This is a genomic window from Streptomyces sp. NPDC023157 (assembly GCF_055560575.1).
In genome coordinates this window covers 438,199-458,329 of the sequence record NZ_JBVHIL010000004.1, presented here as the reverse complement: position 1 = coordinate 458,329, position 20,131 = coordinate 438,199, and the positions used below count along the sequence as shown (strand labels likewise).

22 protein-coding genes are annotated in these 20,131 nt (G+C 72.8%); 15 read left to right on the top strand and 7 right to left on the bottom strand.

Translation table 11 applies throughout. The features are described 5' to 3' along the window. Nucleotides 1-189: 189 nt before the first annotated feature. From ACZ3ZE_RS17155 to ACZ3ZE_RS17145, 3 genes are all read right to left on the bottom strand, one after another. Complete coding sequence (locus tag ACZ3ZE_RS17155) at nucleotides 190-843, bottom strand: response regulator transcription factor (RefSeq protein ID WP_046908881.1); 654 nt, start codon at nucleotides 841-843, stop codon at nucleotides 190-192. Between the two features lie 200 nt (nucleotides 844-1,043). Next, on the bottom strand, nucleotides 1,044-2,330 hold the full coding sequence (locus ACZ3ZE_RS17150; RefSeq protein ID WP_361621353.1) for a sensor histidine kinase: 1,287 nt from the start codon (nucleotides 2,328-2,330) through the stop codon (nucleotides 1,044-1,046). A gap of 139 nt (nucleotides 2,331-2,469) precedes the next feature. Continuing rightward, nucleotides 2,470-3,654 (bottom strand): sensor histidine kinase, encoded by a 1,185-nt coding sequence (locus ACZ3ZE_RS17145; protein ID WP_361165833.1) that lies wholly within the window; start codon nucleotides 3,652-3,654, stop codon nucleotides 2,470-2,472. 272 nt (nucleotides 3,655-3,926) lie between these two features. On the opposite strand from ACZ3ZE_RS17145, the gene ACZ3ZE_RS17140 reads away from it, so the two are divergent. The 14 genes from ACZ3ZE_RS17140 to ACZ3ZE_RS17075 all read left to right on the top strand — a co-directional run bounded on the left by ACZ3ZE_RS17140 (nucleotide 3,927) and on the right by ACZ3ZE_RS17075 (nucleotide 16,510). Continuing rightward, nucleotides 3,927-4,349: an NADH-quinone oxidoreductase subunit A gene (locus ACZ3ZE_RS17140; RefSeq protein WP_329423143.1), complete on the top strand. Its 423-nt coding sequence runs from the start codon at nucleotides 3,927-3,929 to the stop codon at nucleotides 4,347-4,349. After that, nucleotides 4,340-4,912 (top strand): NADH-quinone oxidoreductase subunit B, encoded by a 573-nt coding sequence (locus tag ACZ3ZE_RS17135; protein ID WP_361165836.1) that lies wholly within the window; start codon nucleotides 4,340-4,342, stop codon nucleotides 4,910-4,912. The genes ACZ3ZE_RS17140 and ACZ3ZE_RS17135 overlap by 10 nt, the downstream gene beginning before the upstream one ends. Further along, nucleotides 4,909-6,054, top strand: coding sequence for an NADH-quinone oxidoreductase subunit C (locus ACZ3ZE_RS17130; protein WP_467259561.1), 1,146 nt, complete (start codon nucleotides 4,909-4,911; stop codon nucleotides 6,052-6,054). Before ACZ3ZE_RS17135 ends, ACZ3ZE_RS17130 begins: the two co-directional genes overlap by 4 nt. Beyond that, nucleotides 6,051-7,019, top strand: a complete 969-nt coding sequence (locus tag ACZ3ZE_RS17125) for a complex I subunit 1/NuoH family protein (protein WP_361165842.1) — start codon at nucleotides 6,051-6,053, stop codon at nucleotides 7,017-7,019. The genes ACZ3ZE_RS17130 and ACZ3ZE_RS17125 overlap by 4 nt, the downstream gene beginning before the upstream one ends. A gap of 2 nt (nucleotides 7,020-7,021) precedes the next feature. Beyond that, complete coding sequence (locus ACZ3ZE_RS17120; protein WP_363291398.1) at nucleotides 7,022-7,588, top strand: NuoI/complex I 23 kDa subunit family protein; 567 nt, start codon at nucleotides 7,022-7,024, stop codon at nucleotides 7,586-7,588. Continuing rightward, the gene (locus ACZ3ZE_RS17115) at nucleotides 7,585-8,154 is read left to right on the top strand and encodes an NADH-quinone oxidoreductase subunit J family protein (RefSeq protein WP_361165848.1); all 570 of its coding nucleotides are present in this window, start codon (nucleotides 7,585-7,587) and stop codon (nucleotides 8,152-8,154) included. The genes ACZ3ZE_RS17120 and ACZ3ZE_RS17115 overlap by 4 nt, the downstream gene beginning before the upstream one ends. Then, nucleotides 8,154-8,495 carry an NADH-quinone oxidoreductase subunit NuoK gene (gene nuoK, locus ACZ3ZE_RS17110; RefSeq protein WP_361165851.1) on the top strand — a complete coding sequence of 114 codons (342 nt, stop codon included), beginning with the start codon at nucleotides 8,154-8,156 and terminating at the stop codon, nucleotides 8,493-8,495. The genes ACZ3ZE_RS17115 and nuoK overlap by 1 nt, the downstream gene beginning before the upstream one ends. Further along, a complete protein-coding gene (locus tag ACZ3ZE_RS17105) occupies nucleotides 8,492-10,465 on the top strand; it encodes an NADH-quinone oxidoreductase subunit 5 family protein (protein WP_361165854.1) in 1,974 nt (657 codons plus the stop codon). The genes nuoK and ACZ3ZE_RS17105 overlap by 4 nt, the downstream gene beginning before the upstream one ends. Nucleotides 10,466-10,492: 27 nt before the next feature. Next, nucleotides 10,493-12,070 (top strand): complex I subunit 4 family protein, encoded by a 1,578-nt coding sequence (locus ACZ3ZE_RS17100; RefSeq protein ID WP_467259800.1) that lies wholly within the window; start codon nucleotides 10,493-10,495, stop codon nucleotides 12,068-12,070. Then, nucleotides 12,067-13,587: an NADH-quinone oxidoreductase subunit N gene (locus ACZ3ZE_RS17095; protein WP_361165857.1), complete on the top strand. Its 1,521-nt coding sequence runs from the start codon at nucleotides 12,067-12,069 to the stop codon at nucleotides 13,585-13,587. Before ACZ3ZE_RS17100 ends, ACZ3ZE_RS17095 begins: the two co-directional genes overlap by 4 nt. Nucleotides 13,588-13,622: 35 nt before the next feature. Further along, nucleotides 13,623-14,093, top strand: a complete 471-nt coding sequence (mscL, locus tag ACZ3ZE_RS17090) for a large conductance mechanosensitive channel protein MscL (protein ID WP_361165860.1) — start codon at nucleotides 13,623-13,625, stop codon at nucleotides 14,091-14,093. A gap of 145 nt (nucleotides 14,094-14,238) precedes the next feature. Continuing rightward, nucleotides 14,239-15,102, top strand: a complete 864-nt coding sequence (htpX, locus tag ACZ3ZE_RS17085; RefSeq protein ID WP_361165863.1) for a zinc metalloprotease HtpX — start codon at nucleotides 14,239-14,241, stop codon at nucleotides 15,100-15,102. Beyond that, complete coding sequence (locus ACZ3ZE_RS17080; protein ID WP_361165866.1) at nucleotides 15,099-15,500, top strand: YccF domain-containing protein; 402 nt, start codon at nucleotides 15,099-15,101, stop codon at nucleotides 15,498-15,500. The genes htpX and ACZ3ZE_RS17080 overlap by 4 nt, the downstream gene beginning before the upstream one ends. Next, nucleotides 15,500-16,510, top strand: coding sequence for a barstar family protein (locus ACZ3ZE_RS17075; protein ID WP_467259558.1), 1,011 nt, complete (start codon nucleotides 15,500-15,502; stop codon nucleotides 16,508-16,510). Before ACZ3ZE_RS17080 ends, ACZ3ZE_RS17075 begins: the two co-directional genes overlap by 1 nt. On the opposite strand, the gene ACZ3ZE_RS17070 is transcribed toward ACZ3ZE_RS17075, so the two are convergent. Continuing rightward, nucleotides 16,491-17,720 (bottom strand): APC family permease, encoded by a 1,230-nt coding sequence (locus ACZ3ZE_RS17070; RefSeq protein ID WP_361165872.1) that lies wholly within the window; start codon nucleotides 17,718-17,720, stop codon nucleotides 16,491-16,493. The genes ACZ3ZE_RS17075 and ACZ3ZE_RS17070 overlap by 20 nt on opposite strands. 57 nt (nucleotides 17,721-17,777) lie before the next feature. Here ACZ3ZE_RS17070 and ACZ3ZE_RS17065 point away from each other — a divergent pair, with 57 nt between their 5' ends. Beyond that, a complete protein-coding gene (locus tag ACZ3ZE_RS17065; RefSeq protein ID WP_361165874.1) occupies nucleotides 17,778-18,047 on the top strand; it encodes a GlsB/YeaQ/YmgE family stress response membrane protein in 270 nt (89 codons plus the stop codon). A gap of 25 nt (nucleotides 18,048-18,072) precedes the next feature. On the opposite strand, the gene ACZ3ZE_RS17060 is transcribed toward ACZ3ZE_RS17065, so the two are convergent. From ACZ3ZE_RS17060 to ACZ3ZE_RS17050, 3 genes are all read right to left on the bottom strand, one after another. Continuing rightward, a complete protein-coding gene (locus ACZ3ZE_RS17060) occupies nucleotides 18,073-18,696 on the bottom strand; it encodes an alpha-ketoglutarate-dependent dioxygenase AlkB family protein (RefSeq protein ID WP_361165877.1) in 624 nt (207 codons plus the stop codon). Between the two features lie 18 nt (nucleotides 18,697-18,714). After that, nucleotides 18,715-19,269, bottom strand: coding sequence for a methylated-DNA--[protein]-cysteine S-methyltransferase (locus ACZ3ZE_RS17055; RefSeq protein ID WP_467259555.1), 555 nt, complete (start codon nucleotides 19,267-19,269; stop codon nucleotides 18,715-18,717). An 89-nt stretch (nucleotides 19,270-19,358) separates the two neighbouring features. Further along, complete coding sequence (locus ACZ3ZE_RS17050) at nucleotides 19,359-20,117, bottom strand: HNH endonuclease signature motif containing protein (protein ID WP_361165883.1); 759 nt, start codon at nucleotides 20,115-20,117, stop codon at nucleotides 19,359-19,361. Between the last annotated feature and the right edge of the window lie 14 nt (nucleotides 20,118-20,131).

The following is a 20,131-nucleotide window of genomic DNA, read 5'->3' as shown; positions in this document are numbered from 1 at the left end:
CCCACCCTACGTCCGAGGGGGAGACCCTCCCGGCACTTCTCGCATGGTGGACGCTGTTTTGAGACGCCCGGGGCGTCCTTTTCCTATCAATTGTCGCGCTCTGTGAACCCGCGGGTCCACCGAACGTCACACTCCGTCCATTGTCGGTCACGCGGAGGCGTTCCCGGTATCTGACAGGGTGTCAGGCAATCAGGAATTGAGATAGGTCAGCACCGCCAGTACCCGCCGGTGATCCCCGTCACTCGGCGACAGCCCCAGCTTCATGAAGATGTTGCTGATGTGCTTCTCCACCGCGCCGTCGCTCACCACCAGCTGCCGGGCAATGGCCGAATTCGTACGCCCCTCCGCCATCAGCCCCAGCACCTCACGCTCCCGCGGCGTCAGCGCCGCCAGCACGTCCTGCTTACGGCTCCGGCCCAGCAGCTGCGCCACCACCTCGGGATCCAGCGCCGTGCCGCCCCGGGCCACCCGCACCACCGCGTCCACGAACTCCCGGACCTCCGCGACCCGGTCCTTCAGCAGATAGCCGACCCCCACGCTGGAGCCGGCCAGCAGCTCCGTGGCGTACTGCTCCTCCACGTACTGCGACAGCACCAGCACCCCGATCCCCGGATGCTCCTTCCGCAGCCGCACCGCCGCCCGCACGCCCTCGTCCGTGTGCGTCGGCGGCATCCGCACGTCCGCCACCACCACATCCGGCAGCGCCCCCTCGGCCGCCAGATCGGACACCGTCTTCACCAGCGCCTCACCGTCACCCACCCCGGCCACGACCTCGTGCCCCAGGTCGGTGAGGAGACGGGTCAGACCCTCACGGAGCAGCACCGAATCCTCGGCGATGACCACCCGTACTGCCTCCGTGCCCTTGTCCGTCACGGCCCTGCCTTTCTGCCTGATGCTGAGAGCTCCTCAGCATCGCAAGCATCGCAGGAGAAGAGACGCGGAAGGGGGCGCGGGGGTTCAACTCGGGGGTGGGGAGGGGGACTGGGGCCCCACTGCGGGAGGGCGGGCCCCCGGCGGGCGGCCCCCGCCGGCGTCCCCGGCACTCACGCCCGCCAGGGCAGCTCCGCCGTCACCGTCGTCGGGCCGCCGGCCGGGGAGTCCACCGCCAGGACGCCGTCGACCGCGTCCAGCCGCTCCGCGAGCCCCGCCAGACCCCGGCCCTCCGCCGGCACCGCCCCGCCCACGCCGTCGTCGCGGACCTGGAGCATCAGCCGGTCCTCCGTCCGCCACACGTCCACCCAGGCCTGCCGGGCCCGCGCGTGCTTGGAGACGTTCTGGAGGAGTTCGGAGACCGTGAAGTACGCGATGCCCTCGATCGCCGCGGCCGGGCGGGCCGGCAGGTCCACCTCCACCGTCACCGGGACGGCGCAGCGGGCGGCGATCGCGGAGAGGGCCGCGTCGAGGCCGCGGTCGGTGAGGACGGCCGGGTGGATGCCCCGGGCCAGGTCGCGCAGCTCCTGGAGCGCCAGCTTCACCTCGCCGTGCGCCTCGTCGACCATCGCCGCCGCGGCCAGCGGATCGTGCGCCAGCTTCTCCTTCGCCAGGCCCAGGTCCATCGCCAGGGACACCAGCCGGGCCTGCGCCCCGTCGTGCAGGTCCCGCTCGATGCGGCGCAGATCGGCGGCGGCCGTGTCCACCATCACGCCCCGGTCCGACTCCAGCTCCGACACCCGCGAGGCCAGCCGGGACGGCCCGAGCAGCCCCGACAGCATCAGCCGGTCCACCGCCACCAGACCCCGCAGGACCCACGGCCCGAGCAGCACGAACAGCAGGCCCACCAGGCTGGTGAAGGCGATCTCGAAACCCGAGTCCAGGTAGAAGGCGTGCGTGTCGTCGCCGTACAGCTGGAGCCCGGCCTGACCCGCGTACATCGGGAGGACCCACTGCCACAGCGGATACGTGAACAGGCTCCAGCCCCAGGTCCACAGCGCGAGCGCCACGGAGAAGGAGAAGACGGCCCACGGCAGGTGCAGCAGCGCGTACAGCAGGTGCCGCCAGGACGCCCCGCTCTTCAGCATCGCCCCCATCCACGACAGCGCCCCGCCGGTCCGGCCCCGCACCGGCTCCGGCGTCCCCACGTCCAGCCGCAGCAGCCCCCGCGCCCGCGCCCGCTCCACCGCGCCGAAGCCCCGGCACATCGCGAGCGTGCCGGCCAGCACCGGGATGCCCAGGAAGGTGATGAGCAGCCCGGCCCCGGCGGAGAAGAAGGCCACGGCGAAGCAGAAGTAGACGACGCTCAGCGGAAAGCCGAGCAGGACGTAGCCGAGCTCGCGCCAGGTACGCCCTTCGAACGGCGCGCGGACGGCGGCGGGCAGACGGGGGGAGGCCATCGGAAGGATCCGTTTCTCACGCGGTCGGGTGGTCGCTTCCAGCCTCCCGGGAGGGGAGGGGTCGGGACCATGAGGAGGGTCGGCGTCTGGAGAGGGGGGTTTTCCCTACCGGGCGGCCGGCGGCCGGGCACCTGGTCCGCTACCGACCGCCCGCCGGCGTCCGGTCGCGCCACGGAAGCTCCGCCGTCACCACCGTCGGGCCGCCCTCCGGCGAGTCCACGACGAAGAGGCCGTCGACGGCGCCGAGCCGTTCCGCGAGCCCCGCCATGCCCGTACCGCCGCCGTCGAGGCGCGCCCCGCCCACGCCGTCGTCGCGGACCTGGATCATCAGGCGGTCCTCGGACCGCCACACCTCCACCGAGGCCGCACGGGCCCGGGAGTGCTTGGAGACGTTCTGGAGGAGTTCGGAGACGGTGAAGTACGCGATGCCCTCGATGGCCTCCGCGGGCCGGCCCGGCAGATCGACCCCCACCTTGACGGGGACCGTGCAGCGCGCGGCGATCGCGGAGAGGGCCGCGTCGAGGCCGCGGTCGGTGAGGACGGCCGGGTGGATGCCCCGGGCCAGGTCGCGCAGTTCCTGGAGCGCCAGCTTCACCTCGCCGTGCGCCTCGCCGACCATCGCCGCCGCCGCGTCCGGGTCGTCGAGCAGCTTCTCCTTCGCGAGCCCGAGCCCCATCGCGAGCGCCACCAGCCGCGCCTGCGCGCCGTCGTGCAGATCGCGCTCGATCCGGCGCAGATCGGCGGCCGCGGTGTCGACCACGACCCCCCGGTCCGACTCCAGCTCGGCGATCCGCCGCTCCAGCTCGTCCGAGGGCGAGAGAAGCCCGCGGACCATGGCCCGGTCGACGTTGCTCATCCCGCGCGACAGGAACGGCAGCACCGGCCACAGCACGAACAGCGACACCAGCGTCACCGTGAACGTCACGATCCCCCACGGCAGCCGGACGAAGCCGTACAGCTGGCTCCGCCACGCCACCGGGTCCTTCAGCTGCGCCCACAGCCACGGGAGGAAGCCGTGCCGCCGGGGCAGCGGGCTCGGCTCGTCGACCCGTACGCCCAGCAGCGCGCGGGCCCGCGCCCGCTCCGCCCGCGCCATGCCGCGCGCCCCGGCGAGACCGAGCGCGAGCAGCGGCAGACCGATCACGGTCACGGCGAGCCCCACACCGATCGAGACCGTCACGACGGAGTACACGAAACCGGCCAGCGCGCAGGGCAGATCGGCGAGGAGGTGCGCGACCTCCTTCCAGGTGTACCGGTTGTACGCGAGACGCGCGGGCGGCGGAGGGGCGCCGGCGTCGGTGTCGGTGGCCGTGTGGTCATTCATGAGGACAAGGCTGCCGGTTGGGGACCCGGACACGCCATGGGGGAGGTCGGTGAAGGGGAGGGGGGATAACCCCACCCGGGTCCCTGCCCGCCATGCCACCCCCGATCCGGCCCCGCGGCCCCGCCCGGGAAGGGGCCGGGAAGCGGCCGGGAAGCGGGCGGGAGGCGGGCGGGAGGCGGGCGGGAAGCGGGCGGGAAGCGGCCGGGGACCCCGCCCCGGACTGCTTACGGTCCCTTTAGCAGGGCCTAGACTCGCGTGCGTAAACAAAGCGGATGAGACAACGAGACCGAGGGGCGGACGTGCGGGAACCGACCGTTGTTGTCGCGGCGGACTACTTTCAGACGTACTCCGTCGTCGGCCTGCTGGCCGTCGTCGGCGTGCTCTTCGTCGCCGTCGCCTTCGGCGCGGGCCGGCTGCTGCGGCCCGTCGTGCCGACCCCCGAGAAGCTGCTGACGTACGAGTGCGGCGTCGACCCGGTGGGCGAGGGCTGGGCCCACACCCAGGTCCGCTACTACGTCTACGCCTTCCTCTACGTCATCTTCGCGGTCGACTCGATCTTCCTCTTCCCCTGGGCCACGGTCTTCGCCGCGCCCGGCTACGGAGCGACGACGCTGGTCGAGATGTTCATCTTCCTCGGCTTCCTGGCCGTGGGACTGCTCTACGCGTACAAGAAGGGCGTCCTGGCATGGACGTAACACCCCTGCCGGCCCCCAAGCTGGGCCCGCTCGCCCGCCTGGCCCCCGAGCCGATGAAGGTGGTCCTGAACTGGGGCCGCCGCTACAGCCTGTGGGTCTTCAACTTCGGCCTCGCCTGCTGCGCGATCGAGTTCATCGCCGCGTCGATGGCCCGCCACGACTTCATCCGGCTCGGCGTGATCCCCTTCGCGCCGGGCCCGCGCCAGGCCGACCTGATGATCGTCTCCGGCACGGTCACGGACAAGATGGCGCCCGCCGTGAAGCGCCTGTACGAGCAGATGCCGGAACCCAAGTACGTCATCTCCTTCGGCGCCTGCTCGAACTGCGGCGGGCCGTACTGGGACTCGTACTCGGTCACCAAGGGCGTCGACCAGATCATCCCCGTCGACGTGTACGTGCCGGGCTGCCCGCCGCGCCCGGAAGCCCTCCTCCAGGGCATCCTCAAGCTGCAGGAGAAGATCGCGCGCGAGAGCCTCGGCGAGCGCTACGGCGCGGGCGCGCCCTCGGTCGCGCAGCTCACCAGCGACCTCGTGCGGCCCCCGAAGCCGGGAGCGACGGCATGACGCCGAACCTGAACGCCTACGACACCCTCCCGGACGCCGTCACCGAGCTCTTCGGCGAGGAGGCGACGGCGGAGCGGGCCTACGACCTGCTGACCGTCGACGTCCCGACGGCCTCCTGGATCGCCGCGCTGGAGATCGCCCGCGACAAGCTGGGCTGCACCTACTTCGACTGGCTCAGCGCCGTCGACGAGCCCGGCACGGGCTTCCGCGTCTGCGCGCACGTCGCCTCGCTGGGCACCGGCCACGTCCGCCGCCTCCTCCTCCGTACGACGGTCCCGCGCGCGGCGCCCACCCTGCCGTCCGCCGTCCCGGTGTACGCGGGGGCGGGCTGGCACGAGCGCGAGACGTACGAGATGTTCGGCGTGACCTTCACGGACCACCCGCACCTCGTCCACCTGCTCCTCCCGGAGAACTTCGAGGGCCACCCCCTCCGCAAGGACTTCGTCCTCGCCGCCCGCGTGGTCAAGGCCTGGCCCGGCGCCAAGGAACCGGGCGAGTCGCACGACCCCCACGCGCCCAAGCGGCGCCAGATGCTCCCGCCGGGCGTCCCCGACCCCAACGAGTGGGGACCCCTGAAGGGCCAGCTCCCCCCGGCCCCGTCCCGCCCGGCCCGCGCGACCACCGGCGACCGCCCGGCCCGCCGCACCCGCACGGCCGCCGAGGGCTCGGCGATCCAACCGGACCCGTCGGCCCCGGTACGGCGGTCCCGTTCGGTGTCGGAGGGCTCGGCGAGCCAGGCGGATCCGTCGGCTCCGGTACGGCGGTCCCGTTCGGTGTCGGAGGGCTCGGCGAGCCAGACGGCGGACCCGTCCGCTCCGGTCCGCCGTTCCCGCAGCGCGAGCGCGGGCTCGGCGAGCCAGCGCGCGGAGACCCCGGAGCCGGCCGAGACGCCTGCGACCCCGGCGCCTGAGGCGCCCGCTGCTCCGGCCCCCGAGGCGCCCGAAACTCCGGCGCCTGAAGCGCCCGCTGCTCCGGCCCCCGAGGCGCAGGAGAAGCCCGCGCCCCGCACCCGTAGCGCGGACGCCCCGTGGCACCACGCCCGCCCGGCGTTCGACGAGAAGGCCGGGGCCGACAAGGACGAGGCTCCGGAGGAGCCCAAGCCCGACCCCACCGACACCCCCGCCGGAGGCGATCCCGCGTGAACGACGTACTCGACGTCGCCCTCCGGCTGCTCATCGTCTTCGGCGTCTTCCTCGTGCTGCCGCTCGTCGTCGGGCAGACCGAGCACAAGGTCATGGCGCACATGCAGGGCCGGCTCGGCCCCATGTACGCGGGCGGGTTCCACGGCTGGGCGCAGCTCGTCGCGGACGGGGTGAAGTTCGCGCAGAAGGAGGACGTCGTGCCGGCCGCCGCCGACCGGCGGATCTTCCAGCTCGCGCCGGCCGTCGCGCTCCTCCCGTATCTGCTCGTAATCGTCGCGATCCCCATCGGGCCGAGCGAGGGCGCGGTCGGGCAGGTCGTCGACGCGGGCATCTTCTTCGTGCTCGCGGTGATGGGCGTCGGCGTGCTCGGCAGCCTGATGGCGGGCTGGGCCTCGGCGAACAAGTTCTCGCTGCTCGGCGGTCTCCGTACCGCCGCCCAGCTGCTCGCGTACGAGCTGCCGATGCTGCTCGCCGCCGCGTCCGTCGCGATGGCGGCCGGCACGGTCTCCCTGCCCGGCATCCTGAACGCCTTCGCGTGGTGGTGGGTGCCCTGGCAGATCGTCGGCGCGCTCGTCTTCTTCACCGCGGGCCTCGCGGAGCTCCAGCGCCCGCCGTTCGACATGCCCATCGCCGACTCGGAGATCATCTTCGGCGCGTACACGGAGTACACCGGTCTCCGCTTCGCGCTGTTCCTGCTCGCCGAGTACGCGGGCATCGTCGTCCTGTGCGGTCTGACCACCGTCCTCTTCCTCGGCGGCTGGCACGGCCCGTTCGGTGCCGACGGCCTCGGCTGGCTGTGGACCCTGCTCAAGACCGCCGTCCTGGCCTTCGTCGTGATCTGGCTGCGCGTGTCGTACCCCCGGCTCCGCGAGGACCAGCTCCAGAAGCTGGCCTGGACGACCCTCGTACCGCTCGCCCTCGCGCAGATCGCGCTGACCGGCATCGTGAAGGTGGCGATCCAGTAACCATGGCTCCGATCCCCGGCTCCGGCCTCGCCAAGGGCCTCGCCGTCACCCTCCGCACGATGACCCGCAAGAGTGTCACCGCGCAGTACCCGGACGCCCAGCCCGAGCTGCCGCCCCGCACGCGCGGGGTGATCGGGCTGTTCGAGGAGAACTGCACGGTCTGCATGCTGTGCGCCCGTGAGTGCCCCGACTGGTGCATCTACATCGACTCCCACAAGGAGACCGTCCCGGCGGCCGCCCCCGGGGGCCGCGAGCGCAGCCGCAACGTCCTGGACCGCTTCGCGATCGACTTCGCCCTCTGCATGTACTGCGGTATCTGCATCGAGGTGTGCCCGTTCGACGCGCTGTTCTGGTCGCCCGAGTTCGAGTACGCGGAGACCGACATCCACGAGCTGACCCACGAGCGCGACAGGCTGCGCGAGTGGATGTGGACCGTCCCGGAGCCGCCCGCGCTGGACCCGCGCGCGGAGGAGCCGAAGGAGATCGCCGCGGCCCGCAAGGCGGCGGAGAAGGCGGCGGCCCAGGCCGCGGCCGAAGCCGCCGAAGCGGCCGAGGGGGAGCAGCAGTGATCCTCGCCGCCCAGAACAGCCACGGCTTCCTGTCGCCCACCGGCGTCGAGATCGCCTTCGTCCTCGTCGGCCTCGCCACCGTCGGCGCGGCCCTCGTCACGGTCACCACCAAGCAGCTCGTGCACGCCGCCCTGTGGCTGGTCGTGGCGCTCGGCGGCGTCGCCGTCGAGTACCTGCTGCTGACCGCCGAGTTCATCGCCTGGGTCCAGGTGCTGATCTACGTCGGCTCGGTCGTCGTCCTCCTCCTCTTCGGGCTCATGCTCACCAAGGCCCCCATCGGCCGTTCCCCGGATTCCGACTCGGGCAACCGGCTGGTCGCGCTGGCCGTCGCGGTCGTCGCCGCGGCGGCCCTGGTCTGGGTGGTCGTGGACGCCTTCCGCACCACCTGGATCGAGCTGGGCGGGCCAGGCGGGACCGTTCAGGGTTCCACCGCGGTGACCGGCGAGATCCTCTTCCGGCACTGGGTGCTGCCCTTCGAGGCGCTGTCGGTGCTGCTGCTCGCGGCCCTGGTCGGAGCGATCGTCCTGTCGAAGCGCACCCGCGAGAACGAGGGGGAACGGGACTGATGCACCTCGTCTATCCGGCGGTCCTGGCCGCCCTCCTCTTCTCCATCGGCGTGTACGGCGTGCTCGCCCGCCGCAACGCGATCCTGGTCCTGATGTCCGTCGAGCTGATGCTCAACGCCGTCAACCTCAACCTGGTCGCCTTCGACGTCTGGCTCCGGGACACCCTGCACGCGGGCCAGGCCCTCACCCTCTTCACCATCGCCATCGCCGCCGCGGAGATCGGCATCGGTCTCGCGATCGTCCTGATGGTCTACCGCAACCGCGGCACCTCGGACGTCGACCGGCTCCGCGACACCAAGGAAACGCCGTCCGAGGACGAGAAGGCCGAGGCCATCGCGTGACCACCACGACCCTCGCCGTCCTCGTCCCCCTGCTCCCCTTCCTCGGCGCCGTCGCCGGCCTGTTCCTGGGCCGCACCGCCCCCGGCTTCGTCCGCCCGCTCGCCGTGCTGCCGACGCTCGCCGCGGCCGGCCTCGCGGTCGCCGTCGCCGCCCGGCAGGGCGGCGGGAAGGCGATCGACGCCGCCACCCAGCTGACGCCCACCGGCTCGGTCCCGATCGACCTGGCCCTGCACATCGACGGCTTCGCCGCCCTCGTCGCCGTCCTGGTCGGCACCGTCGCCACCTGCGTGCAGATCTACTCGACCGGCTACCTCCGCCACGACCCGCGCTACCCCTCGTACGCGGCGCTCGTCTCCCTCTTCACCTCCGCGATGCTGCTCGTCGTCTACTCCGGCGACCTGATGGTGCTCCTGGTCGGCTGGGAGATCATGGGCATCTGCTCGTACTTCCTGGTCGGGCACTACTGGGAGACCCCCGAGGCCCGCTCGGCCTCCCTGAAGGCCTTCCTCGTCACCAAGCTGGGCGACGTCCCCTTCCTGATCGGTCTCTTCGCCCTGGCCACCGACGCGGGCACCTTCCGCATCACGGGCGTCCTCGGCGCCGTCGCGAGCGGCGGCCTCGACCACCCCACCCTGATCGCGCTGCTGCTCCTCGCGGGCGTGGCCGGCAAGTCCGCCCAGTTCCCGCTGCACACCTGGCTGCCCGACGCGATGGCCGGCCCCACCCCCGTCTCCGCGCTGATCCACGCGGCGACGATGGTCGCCGCCGGCATCTACTTCGTGGCCCGGCTGCTGCCCGTCTTCGCCGCGTCGGCCGCCGCGCTCGTCGTGCTCGCCGTGATGGCCGCGGTCACCATGGTCGGCTCGGCGCTCGCCGCGCTCGCCCAGGACGACATCAAGCGGGTCCTCGCCTACTCGACGATCGGCCAGCTCGGCTACATGTCGGGCGCCCTCGCCGTCGGCGACCGCGGGGCCGCCGTCTTCCACCTCCTGTCGCACGGCGCCTTCAAGGCGCTGCTGTTCCTCGCCGCGGGCGCGGTCATCCACGCCGCCGGCACCAACTCGCTCTCGGCCATGTCCCGGATGAGCGGCCTGACCAAGCGCATCCCGGACGCCTACTGGACGATGACCGTCGGCCTGCTCGCGCTCGCCGCGATCCCGCCCTTCGCCGGCTTCTTCTCCAAGGAAGCCGTCCTCGTCGCCGCCGAGCACACCGCCACCGGGGAGATGACCGTCGCCCCCGCCGGGGCCGGCTGGATCGTCTTCGTCGCCGGCCTGCTCACGGCGCTGCTCACCGCCGCGTACGCGATGCGCCTGTGGCTGCTCGCCTTCCGCGGCCGTGGCACCGAGGCCCCGGACCACGGACGCCAGCCGCTCGCCATGACCACCGTCCTGTGGGTGCTCGCGATCCCCTCCCTCGGTTTCGGACTCACCGCCGCCTACCTCGACGACTGGTTCGACGGGCACCCGCTGACCCCGACCGTCACCACGGCCGTCCTCGGCACCGGCCTCGCCGTCGTCGGCGCGGCCGTCCTCTACTCCGTGTGGCGGGCGCTCGCCCCGAAGCGCGCCGTCCCGGCCGGGACCACCGTCGCCCACCCCGACGCCGAGGGCGGCGCGGTCGAGGCGGAGGCCCTGGACCTGCCGCACCCCGCGCGGGACCCGGCCGACCCCGGCCGCGCCCTGCTCGGGCCGCTGCACCGCCCGGCCGCCGACGGCTTCCACCTGGACGCCGTCTACCGGGCCGCCTTCGTCCGCCCCGTGCTCGCCGCCGCCTCCCTGGTCCGCTTCCTGGACCGCGAGGTCGTCGACACCTATGTGAGCGGTGCGGCCGGCAGCGCCAAGGGCCTCGGCCGGCTCGTCCGCCGCGCCCAGACCGGCAACGTGCAGAGCTACCTCAGCGCCCTGCTCGCCGGCTCCGTCGTCCTGGCGATCGTCGCCGTCGTCCTCGCCAACGTCGCCGGAGCGTGAGCCGTGATCGATATCAGCGAATCCGTGATGCAGTTCCTTCTCGCGTTGATCGTCGCCGGCCCGCTCGTCGGCGCCGTCGCCGCCCTCCTGCCTGCCCCGCCCGGACTGAAGGGGAAGTCGCCCGACCAGGCCGTGCTCCGGCACGGCGTCCTCGTCACCGGCGTGATCCTGCTGGCCGCGATCGTCCTCGCGCTCGGCTTCGACCACGCCCACCCGTCGACGATGCAGGCCACGACGGACATCAGCTGGATCCACGCGCTCGGCGTGCGCATCCACCTCGGTGTCGACGGCATCTCGCTCCCCCTCCTGCTCCTGACCGCGCTGCTGAGCTTCCTCTGCGCGCTGTACAGCTACTTCAAGCAGCAACATCAGCGGCTGACGCCGCGATCCGCGGGCCCGTCACCCAAGGCATTCGTCGCGCTGCTGCTCGTCCTCGAGTCCGGCACCCTCGCGACCTTCGCCGTCCTCGACCTGGTCCTGTTCTTCCTGGCCTTCGAGACGGTCCTCATCCCGATGTACTTCCTCATCGCCCGCTGGGGCGGCGAGGGGAGGCGGGCCGCCTCCTGGAAGTTCATCCTCTACACGCTGCTCGGCTCGGTCGTGATGCTGCTCGGTCTCCTCCTCATCGGCGTGAAGGCGGGCACGTTCGACATGGTGGCACTGGCCACTGACAACGGCCGGGGCCTGACCACGTCCGTGCAGGTCATCGCCGTTCTCGCGATCGGTCTGGGGCTCGCCGTGAAGACCCCGATGTGGCCGCTGCACAGCTGGCTCCCGGACGCCCACACCGCCGCCCCGACGGTCGGCTCGGTGCTCCTCGCCGGCGTCCTGCTGAAGATGGGCACGTACGGCTTCGTCCGCATCGTGCTGCCGATCGCCCCCGACGGCATGCGCACCTTCGCCCCGTACCTCGCCGCGTTCGCCGTCGCCGGGATCATCTACGGATCGCTCGCCTGCCTCGCCCTCGTACGGCCCGGCAGCAAGGGCGACCTCAAGCGCCTGATCGCCTACTCGTCCGTCGGCCACATGGGCTTCGTCCTGCTCGGCATCGCCACCATGACCCCCACCGGCGTCAACGGCGCCCTCTTCGCCAACATCGCCCACGGCCTCATCACCGGCCTGCTGTTCTTCCTGGTCGGCGCCGTCAAGGACCGCTACGGCACCGCCGACCTCGACACCCTCGCCGGGGCCACCGGCGCCGCCCTCTACGGCCGCGCCCCCCGCCTCGGCGCCCTCCTCGCCTTCGCCGCCGTCGCCTCCCTCGGCCTGCCGGGACTCGCCGGGTTCTGGGGCGAGATGCTCGCCCTGTTCGGCGCCTTCGACCCGGCCGAGGGGCTCAGCCGGCCAGCCTTCCTCACCTTCATGGCGATCGGCGCCCTCGGCACCCTCCTCACCGCCGCCTACCTGCTCCTCGTCGTGCGCCGCGTCTGCATGGGCGGCCCCCGCCCGGCCGGCGAGGCCGCCATCGCCGACGTCCAGGGGTACGAGGTCGCCGCCTGGAGCCCGCTCGTCGCCCTCACCGTCCTCGCCGGACTGTGGCCCGCGGTCCTCCTCGGCCTCACCGACCCGGCCGTCCAGCGCCTGCTCGCCGGAGGAAAGTCGTGACGTCCCTCGTCCAGTCCGTCGACTGGCTCACGATCGCCCCACCCACCCTCACCGCGGTGGTCGCCGTCGGCGTCCTCGTCGCCGACCTCTTCGTCCCCGCCGCCCGCAAGCAGCTGCTCGGCTGGATCGCGATCGGCGGCCTCGTCGCCGCCCTCGCGCTGCTCGTCCCGCTGCGCGCCGGCGACCGCTCGACCTTCTGCCTCACCCCGGACACCGCCCTGCGGGCGTGCAGCTACACCGCCGACCACTTCACCGTCGTCATCCAGTTCCTGGTGCTCGGCGGCGCGCTCGTGACCGCGCTCCTGTCGCTCGCCGACACCCGCGAGAAGCTGCCCGCGGGCGAGTACTGGTTCCTGCTGCTGTCCTCCGCGGCCGGCGCCGCGCTGCTGCCCGCCGCCCGGGACCTGGCGACCCTCGTCGTCGCCCTCGAAGTGGCCTCGCTGCCCGCCTTCGCGCTGGTCGGCCTGCGCCGCGGCGACCGCATGTCCAGCGAGGCGGCGCTCAAGTTCTTCCTCTCCTCGGTCACCGCGACCGCCGTGACCCTGCTCGGCGTCAGCTTCGTCTACGCGGCGACCGGCACCCTCCACCTCACCGAGGTCGCCCAGCGCCTCACGGAGGTCCCGGGGCAGCTGGAGATCCTCGCCCAGGCGGGCGTGGTCCTCACCCTGGTCGGGTTCGCCTTCAAGACCGCCGCCGTCCCCTTCCACTTCTGGGTGCCCGACACCTACGTCGGCGCCCCGCTGCCCGTCGCCGCCTACCTGTCCGTGGTCGGCAAGGCCGTCGGCTTCACCGGCGTCATCCTGGTGACCGTCGTCGCCTTCCCCTCGTACGCGGACGTGTGGGGCCCGGCGCTCGCCGTGCTCGCCGCGCTCACCATGACCGTCGGCAACGTGGCCGCCCTGCGCCAGGTCTCCACGCGCGCGTGGAGCGCGGTACGGCTGCTCGCCTGGTCCTCCGTCGCGCAGGCCGGCTACCTCCTGGTGCCGATCGCCGCCGCCGCGTACTCCAGCGACGACCAGATCGGCGCCACCGTCGCGTACGCCCTGATGTACGCCGTCGTGAACCTCGGCGCCTTCGCCGTCGTCGTCCTCGTCGCCCGTACGCACCCCCAGGCGCGGATCTCCGACTTCCGCGGCCTGTACGCGGAGCGCCCCGCCGCCGCCCTCGCGCTCGGGTTCTTCCTGCTGAATCTGGCAGGTCTGCCCCCGGGTATCATCGGCCTCTTCGCCAAGGTGACCGTCTTCTCGGCCGCCGTCGACGCCGGCCTCGGCTGGCTCGCCGTGATCATGGGCGTCAACGTCGTGATCGCCCTCTACTACTACCTGCGGTGGACGGCGCTGCTCTTCCAGACACCGGAGACCGCGCCCGGCACCGCGCCCGAGGGCGAGCCGCGTACGGCACGCGCCGGGGTCCCCACCCCCGTCACCCTGGCGGTCTCGCTGACCGCCGTCGCGGGCGTCGTCCTGTCGGGCTACCCGCAGATCGCCCTCCGCTTCGCGGCGAACAGCCTCTTCTGATCCCCCCACGGAACACACCCAAGGAGCAGTACCCCGTGCTGAACGGTTTCAAGGACTTCATACTTCGCGGGAACGTCGTCACGATGGCCATCGGCCTCGCTGTCGGCTCGGCGTTCACGGCCGTCGTGACCGGCTTCAGCAAGGCGTTCATCACCCCGCTCATCGGCCTGGCCACCGGCTCGGTCGGCGACTTCAGCGAGGCGCGGTTCACCGTCGGCAAGACCGTCTTCCCGTACGGCCTGGCCATCGCCGCCGCCATAGCGTTCGTGATCACCGCGGCCGTCCTCTACTTCCTGATCGTCGTCCCCATGACGAAGATCCAGACGAAGTTCGCCAAGGAGGAGGCGGCCGACCCGAAGTCCGTGAAGCGAGACTGCCCCCGCTGCTTCACCGAGATCCCGGCCATCGCCTCCCGCTGCGCCCACTGCACCAGCGAGGTCGAGCCGCTGTCCGCCGCCCTGGAGAAGACGGAGCTGGAGGCGTTCGGCGTCCCCACGCCCCGCTAGTCACCCGTACGGCCCACACGGCGTCCCGTGCGGTCCGGGGAACCCGAGCCTCCCGCCTGGCGTTGACCAGGAGGGGAGGGTCCACTGGACGGTGGATCCTTGGAGAGCAAAGGGTTCCCCTGCCGCACCACTTGGAGGGCGTACCGTGCACCGCCGGCACAACGGGCTGAGGACCGCCGTACTCCTCGGAGGGCTCTCGGCCCTCATCATCGTCATCGGCAGCTTCTTCGGGCGTACAGGCCTGATCGTCGCGCTCTTCGTCGCGATCGGCACCAACGCGTACGCGTACTGGAACAGCGACAAGCTGGCGCTCCGCGCCATGCGGGCCCGTCCCGTGAGCGAGTTCGAGGCCCCCGCCCTCTACAAGATGGTCCGGGAGCTCTCCACACAGGCCCGCCAGCCGATGCCACGGCTCTACATCTCGCCCACCCAGGCGCCCAACGCCTTCGCCACCGGCCGCAACCCGCGCAACGCGGCCGTCTGCTGCACCGAGGGCATCCTCGCGATCCTCGACGAGCGCGAGCTGCGCGGGGTCATCGGCCACGAGCTCAGCCATGTCTACAACCGGGACATCCTGATCTCCTCGGTCGCCGGAGCACTCGCCTCCGTGATCATGTTCCTGGTGAACTTCGCCTGGCTGATCCCGGTCGGCCGCTCCAACGACGACGACGGCCCCGGCCTGCTCGGCATGCTGCTGGTCATGATCCTGGGGCCCATCGCCGCCTCCGTCATCCAGCTCGCCATCTCCCGCTCCCGCGAGTACGAGGCGGACGCCTCCGGCGCCCAGCTCACCGGCGACCCGCTCGCCCTCGCCAGCGCCCTGCGCAAGCTGGAGGCGGGCACCAAACAGCTCCCGCTGCCCCCCGAGCCGAAGATCGAGACCGCGAGCCACATGATGATCGCGAACCCGTTCCGCCCGGGACAGGGCCTCTCGAAGATGTTCTCCACCCACCCGCCCATGGGCGAGCGCATCGCCCGGCTCGAACAGATGGCAGGTCGACGCCCGTGAAGACAATCCTGAACGTCATCTGGCTGGTCCTGTGCGGGTTCTGGATGTTCCTCGGCTACATGCTGGCGGGCGTCCTGCTCTGCATCACGATCATCGGCATCCCCTTCGGCATCGCCGCCTTCCGGATCGGCCTGTACGCCCTGTGGCCCTTCGGGCAGACGGTCGTCGACCGCCGCGACGCGGGCGCGCCCTCCTGCGTGGGCAACGTGCTCTGGCTGATCCTCGCCGGCTGGTGGCTGGCCCTCGGCCACATCACCACCGGCCTCGCCCTGTGCATCACCATCATCGGCATCCCGCTCGGCATCGCGAACTTCAAGATGGTGCCGGTCTCGCTGATGCCGCTGGGCAAGGAGATCGTCCCCACGGACCAGGCCGCCTACGGCTACCCCGCCCGCTAGTGCGGAACGCGAAGTACGCGCTGCTGGCCGGGGCCGACGTGCTCGCCCTGTGCGCCGACGTCGACGGCCTGTTCGCCGAGCCCGCGCCGCCCGCCCGCGCCCGCTACGAACTGCGCGGCTGCGAGCCGCGCGGCCCCCTCGCGCGGGCCGTCACCCAGGCCGTCGTCGAGGGCAGCGCCCCCCAGGGCGAGCTGTACGTGCGCACCGCCGACGGCGTCTCCGGCCTGCGGGACGTCCGTGTCCTCGGCATCCGCGGCGACGTCGTCACCGTCGAGGCCCGCACCCCGCCCCTCCGGGAGCGGGACCGGCGCGACGCCGTCGACTGCGCCAACCTCATACGGGTCTCCCCGAAGGAGCCGGAGACGGCCACGCACACCGAGGTGACGTTCCTCGGCTGCGCCCCGCGCGGTGCGCTCCGCGCGGCCGTGGCGGCGGACACGGGGGAGCTCCCGCCCGTGACGTACCAGCGCCTCGCCTCCGTGGGCACGGCCGCCTTCGGCCTCCGGGGCGGCCGGGTCACCGGCTGGGCGCCGTCCGGCCACGAGCGCGGCCTGCTCGACGTGACCGTGCTCGTCGACCGCCGCGACCTGCGCCCGCCGGCCGTCGCGGACATCTGGGAGCTGTGGTGGTGGGCGCGCCCCGAGGAGCCCGGCACCTGGGCCCGCTTCCCCTCCGGGACCCGCGGCGCGTGGCTGGAACAGGCCAGGCGCCGCTCCGAGACGCCGGACCCGCCGGCCGACACGTACCACCTGGACGGCGCCCACGTCGTCGACGCGGACTCCTTCTGGTGCGCGCTGGGGGAGGCGTTCCTGGGCCCCGGCGGCTATCTCGCGGACGACCTCGACCAGCTGCGCCCGCCGTTCGCCCCCGGCACCACCCTCGTCTGGCACGACGCCGAGGTCGCCCGCACCTGTCTCGGCGTCGTCCCGCGCGCGCGGGACCGCCCGCCCACCTTCGAGGAGCTCGTCGTCGGCCTGGCCTGCTCGGGCGTCACGGTCGAGTTCGCCTGACGGCGCCCACCACGGCGTACGCGACCGTGCCCGCCGCCAGGACGCCCACCCCGGCCAGGACGGCCCCCATGGGCAGCGCGAAGGCCAGCACGCCGCAGCCGAGCAGCCCGAGCGCGGCGAGCGGGCGCTCGCGCGGGCCCAGCGTCCAGGCGGCGGCGTTGGCGATCCCGTAGTAGACGAGGACCCCGAACGACGAGAAGCCGATCGCGCCCCGCACGTCGGCAGTCGCCGCCACCAGGGCCACCACCGCGCCCACCGCGAGCTCGGCGTGGTGCGGCACCCGGAAGCGCGGGTGGACGGCCGCGAGCGAGGCCGGCAGGTAGCCGTCCCTGGCCATCGCGAGGGTCGTCCGGGAGACGCCGAGGATCAGCGAGAGCAGCGAGCCGAGGGCCGCGAGGGCCGCGCCCACGGTGACGGCCGGCACCAGCCACGCCGCGCCCGCCGCCCGCGCGGCGTCGGCGAGCGGGGCCGCGGAGGCCGCGAGCCGGGGCGCGCCGAGGACGGCGAGGACGCTCACGGCGACGGCCGCGTAGACGGCGAGGGCGATGCCCAGGGCGATCGGCACGGCCCGCGGGATGGTCCGGGCCGGGTCGCGGACCTCCTCGCCGAGCGTCGCGATCCGCGCGTACCCGGCGAAGGCGAAGAAGAGCAGCCCCGCGGCCTGGAGCACCCCGCCCGTCGGCACGTCCCCGTCGAGCCCGAGCCGGGCCGCCTCGCCGGCGCCCGCGGAGACCGCGACGACGGCGGCGAGCACGGCCAGGACGAGGGCCACGATCACCCGGGTGAGGAGCGCCGACTTCCGCGCGCCCCGGTAGTTCACGGCGGTCAGCGCGACCACGGCGGCGACCGCCACCGCGTGCGCCTGCCCGGGCCACAGGTAGCTGCCCACGGTGAGCGCCATCGCCGCGCAGGAGGCCGTCTTGCCGACGACGAAGGCCCAGCCCGCCAGGTACCCCCAGAACGGTCCCAGTCGCGCGCGCCCGTACACGTAGGTGCCGCCGGAGGCCGGATAGCGGGCGGCGAGGCGGGCCGACGCCATGGCGTTGCAGTACGCGACGACGGCGGCGGCCGCGAGCGCCGGCAGGAGTCCCGTGCCGGCCGCGCGGGCCGCCGGGCCGAGCGCCACGAAGATCCCGGCGCCGATCATCGAACCGAGCCCGATCACGACGGCGTCGAACACTCCGAGCGAGCGCCGCAGTTCCTGTGTCATGCGCCGCACCCTAGCCAGCGCGGCAACCACCGGCGCCGACAGGGCGTCCTTCCTGGCATGAGCATCATCAGTTGGATCGTTCTCGGACTTCTCGCCGGAGTCATCGCCAAGGTCCTGCTGCCCGGCCGCGACCCGGGCGGCGTGATCGGCACGACGCTGATCGGCATCGTCGGCGCGTTCCTCGGCGGCTGGCTGTCGGCCCGATTCCTGGACCGCCCGATCACCACGGACTTCTACGACGGGGCGACCTGGCTCTCGGCCATCGGCGGCTCTCTGGTGCTGCTGATCGCCTACCGGGTTCTTTTCGGCCACTCGCGCGGACGCTGACCCGACCCCCCCGCCCGACCCGACGTCAGAGTCCGGTCTCCCGCAGGGTGATGTTCAGCCGCCCGGCCAGCCCGAGCGCCGGGTCGGCCGTCCCCGCGTACACCTTGGGCACGCCGTGGTACGCGAACCTGGACGGCCCCCCGAAGACGAAGAGGTCCCCGGAGACCAGCTCCACGTCGCTGTAGGGCCGCCCGCGGCCCTCGGTGTTCCCCAGGCGGAACACACAGGTGTCGCCGAGGCTCAGCGACACCACGGGAGCGGGGGAGCGCTCCTCCTTGTCCTGGTGCATGCCCATGCGCGCGCCGTCGGCGTAGAAGTTCACGAGCGCGGTGTCCGGCGCGAACCCGCCGTGCGCGCCGTACGCCTCGACCAGCGCCTCCCGCCCCAGCTCCGCCAGCCAGTCCGGCAGTTCGACGCCGACGCCGTCCAGATACCGGTACGGCTCCCAGCGCCGCCCGAGGCAGAGCGAGCGCACCGACATCACACCGCCACCGGGCAGCACGGTCTGCCGGTACGGGACGCCGCCTCGCCCGAACTCACGGCAGGCGTCCACGAGTTCCCGCTGCCGCGCGAACGACAGCCACCCGGGTACGTGCACGGCCCCGGGCGCGGGCGTGCTCCGCTCGCGAGGGAAGAGCCCGTCACTCACACGCCACTCCCTCGCCCGTCACCCGCCGAGGGCCTCACCGAGCGCCCCGCCGGATCCGATCGCCCCACCGGTGGCGAGCGCCCCTTCGAGCCCCAGCAGCCGTTCCTTGCGCTCCAGGCCGGCCGCGTACCCCCGCAGGCTCCCGTCCGCGCCGATCACCCGGTGGCAGGGCCGCACGACGAGCAGCGGGTTGCGCCCGATCGCGGTGCCCACGGCCCGCACGGCGGCACCGGAGGACCCGACCCGCCGGGCGACGTCCCCGTACGACACGGTCGTCCCGTACGGGATCTCCTCCAGCGCGGCCCACACCCGCCGCTGGAAGTCGGTCCCGCCCCCGGCGAAGAGCAGCTCGAAGGAGTCCCGCTCGCCCGCGAAGTACTCCCGCAGCTGCCGTACGACCTCCTCGAAGGCCGCGGGGTCGCGCACCCACCCCTCCTCGACCGTCGCGCCCCCCTTCTGACCGGGCAGCGACAGCGAGCGCAGCGCGGTGCGGCCCTCTTCGGCGAGCTCTCCGACCAGGAGCATCTCGCCCAGGGGGCCGTCGGTGTACGCGTACACGGTGATGTGGTCCATGCCTCCAGTGTGCGAGCCCCGCCGGCCTTCGGCTGGCGGCTTTCGGACACGGCCCTGAGGGCTCCGGGAGTCACGTGGCACCGATGCGGTCATTCTGCGGTCGCCCAGAGGCCGCGGGTGCCGAGGGAGACCTTGGGGAGACCCTCGTCACTTCTCTCGGTGTCGAAGAAGGCCAGCTCCGTGGGCTCCAGGTCCAACGCCTCGCAGATCTCCTCGTGCAGCATGACGAAGTTCATGAACCTCTCCTCCTTCCAGGCCTCGTAGGCGTCCCTGCTCCGGTTGAAGGCGGCGGGGCTGAGGTCGAACACGTCGTCGGCCCACTGCCGGTGCCAGTCGAAGACGTGGTCCGCGGCCTCGGAGGTGCCCTCGCCGCCCAGCTCGCCCAGCTTGTCGGTGGCCGCGCGGGCGAGCGAGGCCGCTCTGAGGCAGCTCCGGAGGTTGAGCGTCGGGGGGAGGGCCTGGGAGGAGAACGTGAACGTCGCGGACAGCTCGGTGATGGTCTTCTGCCATCCGGAGATCTCCGTCTGGAAGTGCCGGTAGGCCCGGATCAGGCCGGCTCTCGGGGAGGGGTCCTCGGGCGCCACGTGGTTGGGGTCCGGGAGCCGCAGCAGCTCCTTGTAGCGGAACATGGCCTGGCGGTCGATGTCCCCGCCGTCGAAGCGGGTGTGGCAGTTCGGGCACAGGACGATCATGTTGTGGAACTCGTGCCTGCGGACGCGCCGCCAGGGCACGATGTGCGCGATCTCCAGAGGGGTCGCGCGGCACGTCGGTATCGCGCAGCGATGGCCGGCCTCGACGAAGAGCTGCCGGGCCAAGGGGCGAGGCACCGAGGTGCGTTTCTGGGCCATGCGGGAAGCCTAGG